At 37.0% G+C, this 8,351-nt stretch carries 10 protein-coding genes and 1 pseudogene; all 11 read left to right on the top strand.

What is annotated here, in order from left to right:
- Positions 1-181: hypothetical protein (locus tag ABXH34_RS16015; protein ID WP_353572892.1), on the top strand; the 181-nt coding region annotated here is incomplete at its 5' end.
- Positions 182-201: 20 nt separating this feature from the next.
- A complete protein-coding gene (csm4, locus tag ABXH34_RS16010; protein WP_353572891.1) occupies positions 202-822 on the top strand; it encodes a type III-A CRISPR-associated RAMP protein Csm4 in 621 nt (206 codons plus the stop codon).
- A gap of 1 nt (position 823) precedes the next feature.
- Positions 824-2,536, top strand: a complete 1,713-nt coding sequence (csm5, locus tag ABXH34_RS16005; protein ID WP_353572890.1) for a type III-A CRISPR-associated RAMP protein Csm5 — start codon at positions 824-826, stop codon at positions 2,534-2,536.
- Positions 2,537-2,741: 205 nt separating this feature from the next.
- Positions 2,742-2,963: a ribbon-helix-helix domain-containing protein gene (locus ABXH34_RS16000; RefSeq protein ID WP_353572889.1), complete on the top strand. Its 222-nt coding sequence runs from the start codon at positions 2,742-2,744 to the stop codon at positions 2,961-2,963.
- Positions 2,960-3,244, top strand: coding sequence for a type II toxin-antitoxin system RelE/ParE family toxin (locus ABXH34_RS15995; protein WP_353572888.1), 285 nt, complete (start codon positions 2,960-2,962; stop codon positions 3,242-3,244). The genes ABXH34_RS16000 and ABXH34_RS15995 overlap by 4 nt, the downstream gene beginning before the upstream one ends.
- 16 nt (positions 3,245-3,260) lie before the next feature.
- On the top strand, positions 3,261-3,539 hold the full coding sequence (locus tag ABXH34_RS15990) for a hypothetical protein (RefSeq protein WP_353572887.1): 279 nt from the start codon (positions 3,261-3,263) through the stop codon (positions 3,537-3,539).
- Positions 3,540-3,541: 2 nt separating this feature from the next.
- The gene (locus ABXH34_RS15985) at positions 3,542-3,745 is read left to right on the top strand and encodes a hypothetical protein (protein WP_353572886.1); all 204 of its coding nucleotides are present in this window, start codon (positions 3,542-3,544) and stop codon (positions 3,743-3,745) included.
- Positions 3,746-4,306: 561 nt separating this feature from the next.
- Positions 4,307-5,104: a 3'-5' exonuclease gene (locus ABXH34_RS15980; RefSeq protein ID WP_353572885.1), complete on the top strand. Its 798-nt coding sequence runs from the start codon at positions 4,307-4,309 to the stop codon at positions 5,102-5,104.
- Between the two features lie 544 nt (positions 5,105-5,648).
- Positions 5,649-6,239: a hypothetical protein gene (locus ABXH34_RS15975; protein ID WP_353572884.1), complete on the top strand. Its 591-nt coding sequence runs from the start codon at positions 5,649-5,651 to the stop codon at positions 6,237-6,239.
- Positions 6,240-6,277: 38 nt separating this feature from the next.
- The gene (locus ABXH34_RS15970) at positions 6,278-7,939 is read left to right on the top strand and encodes a SagB/ThcOx family dehydrogenase (protein WP_353572883.1); all 1,662 of its coding nucleotides are present in this window, start codon (positions 6,278-6,280) and stop codon (positions 7,937-7,939) included.
- Positions 7,940-8,127: 188 nt separating this feature from the next.
- Positions 8,128-8,351, top strand: a pseudogene (locus ABXH34_RS15965) (IS607 family transposase); the annotation flags it as partial.

The following is an 8,351-nucleotide window of genomic DNA, read 5'->3' as shown; positions in this document are numbered from 1 at the left end:
CCGATGGAGCCAACAGGTCGCTGAAGCTGCAATGGCCCTAAACCTTGAAGCAAAAGGAAGTGACATTGAACTCTGGGTACTTGGTTCTTTAAGTAAACAGGCAATAGTAGAATTCCAGAATTTGGGTTGGAAAGTCTTCACCGATGCTGGGCCTCGATTGATACCGCCTCGCTCAACTTGATTCCAAGAGAGCATAAATGAATGCAAAGATTATTTTATTCTGATTTCCCAGATGATTTTAAACTTTTCTATAATGAAGAAAATGCGCGGGTTGCGATTAATCGTTTAACGGGTCAAGTGGCTGATGGGCAGTTATTTGATTTTGCGCGGGTGCATTATCGAGAGCAGGAAACTGAAAAACAGAAAATTAAAACAGGTTTATACTTTTTAGCCAATATTGATGCAAAACAACAAAAAATGTTTGAGGCGGCATTGTGTTTATTAGGTGATACGGGGATTGGTGCTGACCGTAGTAGTGGGCATGGTTTATTTAGTTGGGATAAAAAAATGATAGAAATTCAAGAGCCTAAGCATATTGCAATGAGTTTGTCTCTGGTTTCTCCAAATAAACAACATGATATGCAAGACGATTGGCTAGAAGGCTCAGCTTATGATTTGGCTAAGCGTGGCGGTTGGATTGCAGGCACAAGTTATCGTAAAAAAACCATTCGCATGTTTACCGAAGGCAGTAGTTTTCAAAAACAATTAAAAGGTGATGTTAAGGATGTCACTCCCGATATTGAAAAAGATGTTGATATTGAAAAAATACTCAATTATCGAATTTATCGAGATGGACGTGGCTTTTTTGTAGGGGGCGAATAAAATGGCTAAATATAAGAAAAAAGATAAAAAACAATCTCATATATCCAGTACAACACAAGTCACAAAAATTGAAAAACCGCCTGTTGTTCCGACTATTGAAAAGCAACAAGCTCCAGAACCTCAGGCTAAACCTGAAAAATCACCGCCGATAAAAAATACAAAAAAATATCAAAATCAAACCACTACGCATGTTGTTGAAATCCTTACGCCTGTACATGTGGGGACGGGAGAAACCTTGATTCGGGATGCTGACTTTTTAGCGCGTGGGCAAAATGTGATTGTGCCAGATCAGCAGTATTTATTTAATCAAGTTGAGGAAATGTTAAAAAAAGATTCAAAATTAGCGGAAATTGTTGGAAACATAACTAAATTAAATAATTTGACTGATATTGTAGATGATTATAAAGGCGGCTATGGCTATCAATTACAGTTGTTTGCTCATTCTCCAATCAAAGAAATTAATGAAATTCGGGAGCAAATAAAAGATGGTTTTTGGCATCCGATTATCCCGGGGAGTTCGCTTAAAGGTGCAATGCGGACGGCTTTATTGTCTCATTTAATTGAACAGCAAGGGTTTGATAATATTAAGCATTATTTACCTAAGAGTCGTGGAAATCCTGCTACAGCAGATAATCGTTTATTAGAAAATCTATTTTCATCTTCGCCAAATAATTCGCAACAAAATACACAAAATCTCGACTTTTTACGCAGTTTGCATGTGAGTGATATTCAATTTAAAACGGATAATCTCAACATGATGGATGTGCGTTGGTTGAATCTTGCGGGTAATCCTTTGAAAGCTAAATGGAAAGTCATGGGTAGACGTGACAGCATTGATGTGTGGCAGGATGCGACGGGTATTGTTGCTGAGGCCTTAGCCCCGAGTAGTGAAGCGAGTTTGACGTTACAAATTGATGATTTTTTATTGCATAATCCTCAAGCGCAACAAGTATTAAATTGGAATAATGAGTTAATTCCACAGAATTTTGAGCAATGGCGTGAAATCTTAAATAATCATGCACAGCAGCATTTAACCAAAGAAATTACCTTTTTTCATCAGTATGGTGCAACGGCGGTTGAGCAGGAATGTCAGAATCTATTAAAGCACATTAAACAAGATACGGATGCGGCTTATATTCGCGTGGGTTGGGGGAATGGTTGGAATGGGATGACGGGTGATTGGTTGGATGAGGTGACGGAAAATGAAATGCGTACTTTATATAATCTGGGTAAAACGGGTGTGGATGAATTTCCAAAAACGCGGCGTTTGGTGGTGAAAAATCAGCCTTGTTTGCCGTTTGGATGGTTGCGGATTTTGTCAGTAGAAATGTCTAAACAGCGTTTACAAGAAATGGCAGAGCAGGAAATTCAAGCACAGAATGCGGTACGTTTGGCGGCGGAGCAGGAGAAACAGGCTCAACAAGAGGCGCAGCGTTTGGCACAGGAAGAGGCAAAATTAACAGTCGAACAAAGAATGATCCGTGATGTTGAAAAGTGTTTGCAACAATGTAGAAGTTCAGGCGATACGAGTACCAATGGTGTGTTATCTGATGCGTTGTCAAAAGCGATTAATCAGGCGTTGGCAGGAAATTGGGTAAGTGAAGATCGTGAATGTTTGGCTCATTTAGCAGAAGAAGTGTATACATTTCAGGATAAGCCGTCGAAAAATGCTAAAGTAAAACGTAAGGATAAGTTGCAAAAGTTACGGCAGTGAGTTAGGATTTAGTTATTAGCCGTTTAGGCTGTTGAGACACAAAAGCCTTACCCGCACCAGACACATTACTTAAAGTCGCACAGACGTTAGCCGTTTAGGCTGTAAATCAATTGACAATTAGCAATGACCAATTAACAAAAAGCACTCAAACTTGATAATTGTCTACTGATAATTGAACTTACCTTTATACAAAGGACTATCACTGATGAACATTACTTTAAACTCACAGGCAGAAGCTTTTGTACAACAATCATTACAGTCTGGGCGTTATCGCTCAATAGATGAATTGGTCAATGATGCGTTGTGTTTAATGGGTAAGTTAAAAGCGGACATTCAAGTAGGTATTGAACAAGCAGACCGTGGAGACTTAATTGATGCAGAACATGTTTTTGAATCAATCAATAAAAAAATAACTTTAGCTCAATGAGTCTTAAATTTACCTCAATTGCGCATGATGATTTGGATACAATTTGGGAGTATATCGCTGAAAATAACCCGCCTGCTGCCACTCGTGTTTTGCAAGTATTAATGAATAAATGTCACACTTTAGGGGAAAACCCATTTCTAGGACGACAGCGTGATGAATTAGCAACAGGATTGCGTAGTTTCCCAGTACAAAATCATGTTATTTTTTATCGCATTACTTCTGATAATGTAGAAATTATTCGTGTTTTGAATACAGCGCGTGATATTGATAAGTTGTTTTAAATTTTAAAGAAACTTGGTGAAAACCAGCATAGCCATTCTGGCTGTAGGTTTTGTGTATGGTGGTCAGAACTACAACTGGCACTCAGAACATGATAGAGCTATACTTAATCAACTCTATGAATTTTATAAGCAAAAAGGAGCTGTCATGCCTTATACGATGGACGATTTTGTACACGATTACGTCAGCGAAAACTTACATGTGCTTTCACCTGATGAGGTATTGCAAAGATATTTTCCTGAAATGCTCCGAACCTTTTTAGAACAATTGGAAAATCAGAAAAAATCTAAGGAATAGAGATGCCTTACACAATGGACGATTTTGTACATGATTACGTTAGCGAAAACTTACATGTGCTTTCGCCTGACGAAGTATTACAAAGATATTCTCCTGAAAAACGCTTAGAAGGGTTGTCGCCTGATGAAGTATTGCAAAGATATTCTCCTGAAATGCTTCGAACCTTTTTAGAACAATTGGAAAATCAGAAAAAATATAAGAAATAGAGATGCCTTACACAATGGATGATTTCAGGCGTGACTATGTTAGCGAAAATCTACATGTGCTTTCTGCTGATGAAGTGTTGCAAAGATATGCAATAACATGATTATGGATAAATATACGATTCAGATGCTAGAGGCATTATGCTTAAATCACTTAACATTTGAATCTCTAAATAACTTGTTAGAAATAAATGCTTTACTAGGATATACACAATCAAACACAGAAATTATTTATAAAGTTTGTAATGCCTATCTTGAGCAAATCTAATCATCATTAGATGTTATCTGACTCTAGTGTTATCCATATAGCACAGGCATTACAACGCCTACCAAAATTTCAAGATCAAGGGTTAGATATATACGAACGCTTACTTGATTTAGAGATATATGAGGCTGAAAAAGCTTTACAAGAAATAGATAAACACTTTTTGATTAGATAGGGTAGGGGTAAATTATGAAAATGAGAGGCAAACGTATAAAATTTATTTAAATGCATATTGCTAATTCCTAACTGATAATTGATAATTATTTTCTAAGCTAATTCCTTAATAACTGAAAACTGACATGAATGTATTTGTTTTTGATATAGAAACTGTGCCCGATGTTGAAACAGGTCGGCATTTATATGGCCATCCTGATGAGATGGCCGAATTAGACCCTAAAGGGGTTGAGCGGGTGATGCTCTATGAGCGCAATCGTAAACTAGAACGTCCAGTAGAAATGGTAAAACTGCATTTACAGAAAATTGTTGCGATTTCAGGCGTATTTCGATTCAACGGACATTTTAAAGGTGAAAAGAAAGATACCTTAGAAGTGTTGTCACTGGGCAATGCGGAAAGTTCAGAGCAAGATTTAGTACGGCAGTTTTTCGGTGCAATTAATAAATATGCCAGCGCGCAGCCTAGTTTAACGTTAGTCTCTTGGAATGGTGGCGGATTTGATTTGCCCGTATTAAATTACCGTGCTTTAAAATATGGAATCAATGCTAGCCATTATTGGAAAGTCAACTATGCGTATCGTTATGGTGCACATCACGTTGATATTATGGATAAATTGGCTAATTATCAGCCTGGCGCATTTGCGTCTTTAGATGAAATTGCTAGTATGTTGGGATTCCCCGGCAAAATGGGTATGAGTGGCGATAAAGTATGGGATACTTACTTAGAGGGTGGGATTCAAAAAATCCGAGATTATTGTGAAACCGATGTATTAAATACATTTTTAGTCTATTTACGTTTTGAAATGATGCGTGGACATATTAGCCCTGAAATATATGAACAGGAATGTGAGAAAGTGCGTGAATTTTTAGAAAAAACTGATAAGATGCATTTAACCGAATTTTTAGCAGCTTGGAATAAATAGAATACGCCAATTATGCTTTATAAATTTATGATTTTAATGCAAGACATCAGTTCAATTTTAAATTGAGAAAACCCCAATTGTCGCAAATAGCTTGCAAAGGCATTATGGGATTCATTAGCACCTGTTGTCGATAATATATGGCATATGTACCGATTATTATGAAACCTATGTTGGTGCATATCCTTTAAATTTTATTATCTTACAGATAATAAAATCAATAAATACAGAGATACAGTCAAGTAATTAAGACTCACCTTACAAAGTATTTCCAAGCTTATTTGTAAAACTTTCCTTTTTAAATAGAATGCTTTGGTTCATTGCCACCAATCTTACAATTGTATTATTTCACCCCTAATTTCTATTCTTTATTTTAAGTTGAACATTTCCATATTTTTCATAGATAAGCTTCAATTTATCTTTAAAAATCTACCTTTTAGCATATCAGTATACAGATAGTTTTACATTTTTAGCGTAATAGGTTTTTAAAAGAGGCGTAAAAAATGCTTTATGTCATATTATCTATTTAAACTTGTGGAGGGTGATTATGGACAGCTTGGTCTTAAATTCCTCGGAAACGGCGCAATGGCACACTTTAATTTGTGATGCTGAGCAAACTTGCCACACTCATTTAGGAGAAACTTTACAAAGCTATTTAGTGTTTTTACTGATGCGTTACACTAAAAAAGCCCATTTAGTTGATACTATCGTTGCACTGGAATATCTACATAGTTTAGAAGCCACAGGCCATCATCAAGAAGATTGTTTACAAACTCTAGGTGATAAATGTTTGTTATCTGTTGGTTTATTTCCACGATTGGCTCAGCGTAGACGAGTTAAAATGCGTTATTATGTTGATATGGGTGTCAATGCTTATTCAATTTTAGCCACAACTTCTAGCAAACTGAAAGCTGAATTATTTGATGATTTAGCTCAGCATTTTGTGGTGCTTATGGATGTCTTACATGCCACCCGTGAGGTGCATTTAGATATACCCAGTTTAGAGCCTTTAGAAGCGATGGAATTATGGTCTGATATAGGTAGCCATCATGCACGACAATGCTTAAACAAGTATACCCAAGCAACTCCAATAGCTGGATACTCTGTTGATAAACAAGGTAAAGCTATCATTCATTAAAATTATTAGTAGTGGGAAAGGATGCCTGCTGCTCACAAATGCGACCTGCAAATATGCCAAATCAAAACATGCCTAGCCATTTTGACCTTGTGATGGCTTATCACAATCAAACTAAACATCATTTTGAGCGTTATGCTAATGGTCCTGAGCATATTGACTGGGAACAACAGCCTAGCGGTTTTCGTTATTATGAAGGTGCAAAACAGATTGAGCTGCCTTTAGTTGCGGATAAAATAAATGTCCAATTCGATGATTTATATACTGAACCTAAAAATATTTTCCCATTAAGTTTAAAAAATTTATCTGGTTTATTAGAACTGGCATTTGGCTTATCTGCATGGAAACAGTTTGATGATTCACGCTGGCCATTGCGTTGTAATCCATCCAGCGGCAATTTACATCCAACAGAGGCTTATGTGATTACTGATGATATGGATGATTTAAAGGTTGCTGTGTACCATTATGTGAGTGAACATCATATTTTGGAACAACGGGGGATTTTTGCAGATTCACAGCAGTTGCAACCTATTTTATCCTCAAATCATTTTTTAATTGGTTTAAGTTCGATTCCTTGGCGTGAAGCATGGAAATATGGTGAGCGGGCTTTTCGTTATTGTCAGCATGATGTAGGTCATGCCATTGCAGCAGTACGTTATGCAGCAGCCTGTTTCGGTTGGAAAGCCAGTGTATTGCCCAGTTGGTCAGATGCTGAAATTGCCCAATTATTAGGCTTGAATCAAACCGATGATTTTCATAGTAATGAGATTGAAATCCCTGAAACCGTTTTATTAATTCAAACTCAACAACAGGCAAATACTTGCGTTTGTAGTGGAGAACATTTAGCCCCCGTGATGCAAACCATTCAATGGCAAGGCAAAGCCAATTTACTTGATCCAAAGCATCATTATGAATGGCCAACGATTGATAAAACGATTGAGATCACTAAAAAGCCTGTGACTGAGGAAGAAAAATATTTAGCACCAGCATTACCTGCATTGCCACCTATTGCTGATATTCAAGCGGCTCAATTGATTCGACAACGCCGTAGTGCTCAGCAGTTTGATGGAAAAAGCATTTTAGGTTTAGATCATTTTTATCGGATGCTAGATTGTACGTTGCCACGTGAAGGTTCACATTTTTGGGATGTCTTTAAATCGCAGCCCCGTTTACATTTGATCTTTTTTGTACATCGAGTTGATGGCTTAGCTAATGGCTTATATATTTTAGCGCGTCATGATGCTGCGGTAGAGACATTGAAACAGCAGTTGCAACACGAAAAATTTACTTGGCAAAAACCTGATTCTTGTCCTGAACATTTAGCGTTTTATCATTTGGTCAGTGCCAATGCACAAAATGCAGCACAGCGTTTATCTTGCCATCAAAATATTGCCTCACACAGTGCATTTAGTTTAGGCATGTTGGCTGAATTTGAGGATCATATACAAGCTGAAACTTGGGCTTATCGGCGTTTATTTTGGGAAGCAGGTATTATTGGCCAAATTTTATATTTAGAAGCGGAAGCAGCTGGGATGCGAGGCACTGGTATTGGCTGCTTTTTCGATGATGCTGTTCATGAAGTGCTAGGGATTAAAAATCATAGTTTACAGAGTATTTATCATTTTACAGTGGGTATGCCAGTTGAGGATGCCCGTTTACAAACCATTCCACCTTATGCACATTTAACAGAACCGCGCGAATAGAAGTCGTAATATTTTTGTTACTCATTTTTCTTGCCTCTATCTCCTCAAGTTAGTTTTGCCTATGAAATAGAAGCTATAGTCATTTTACTTTAAAGTGATACAGGACTGGCAGCCCTTATTTTTAATAAGTAATTAATATTTAAAGAATTTCAGGACTACCAGTCCTCACACTTAAGATAGAATTGACTATAGTATTAACTCATAAAGATAGATTATTACGATTTGGAGCAGAATTAATATTTAGTTTATGCGAAAAGCAGAATATAGAAATTATCATTATTCACCAAGGTAAACAACCCAGTTTTGAGGAAGAGTTAGCTCAAGATGTATTGGAAATCATCACCGTATTTTCTGCTCGCTTATATGGTAGTCGTAGCCATAAGAAGTTAATGGAAGCTTTGAATGATGTTGT

It is taken from the genome of Candidatus Albibeggiatoa sp. nov. BB20 (genome assembly GCA_016744725.1).
Classification (GTDB): domain Bacteria; phylum Pseudomonadota; class Gammaproteobacteria; order Beggiatoales; family Beggiatoaceae; genus Albibeggiatoa.
Note: the sequence above shows the minus strand (reverse complement) of the source record. Positions and strands in the feature narration are given on the sequence as shown.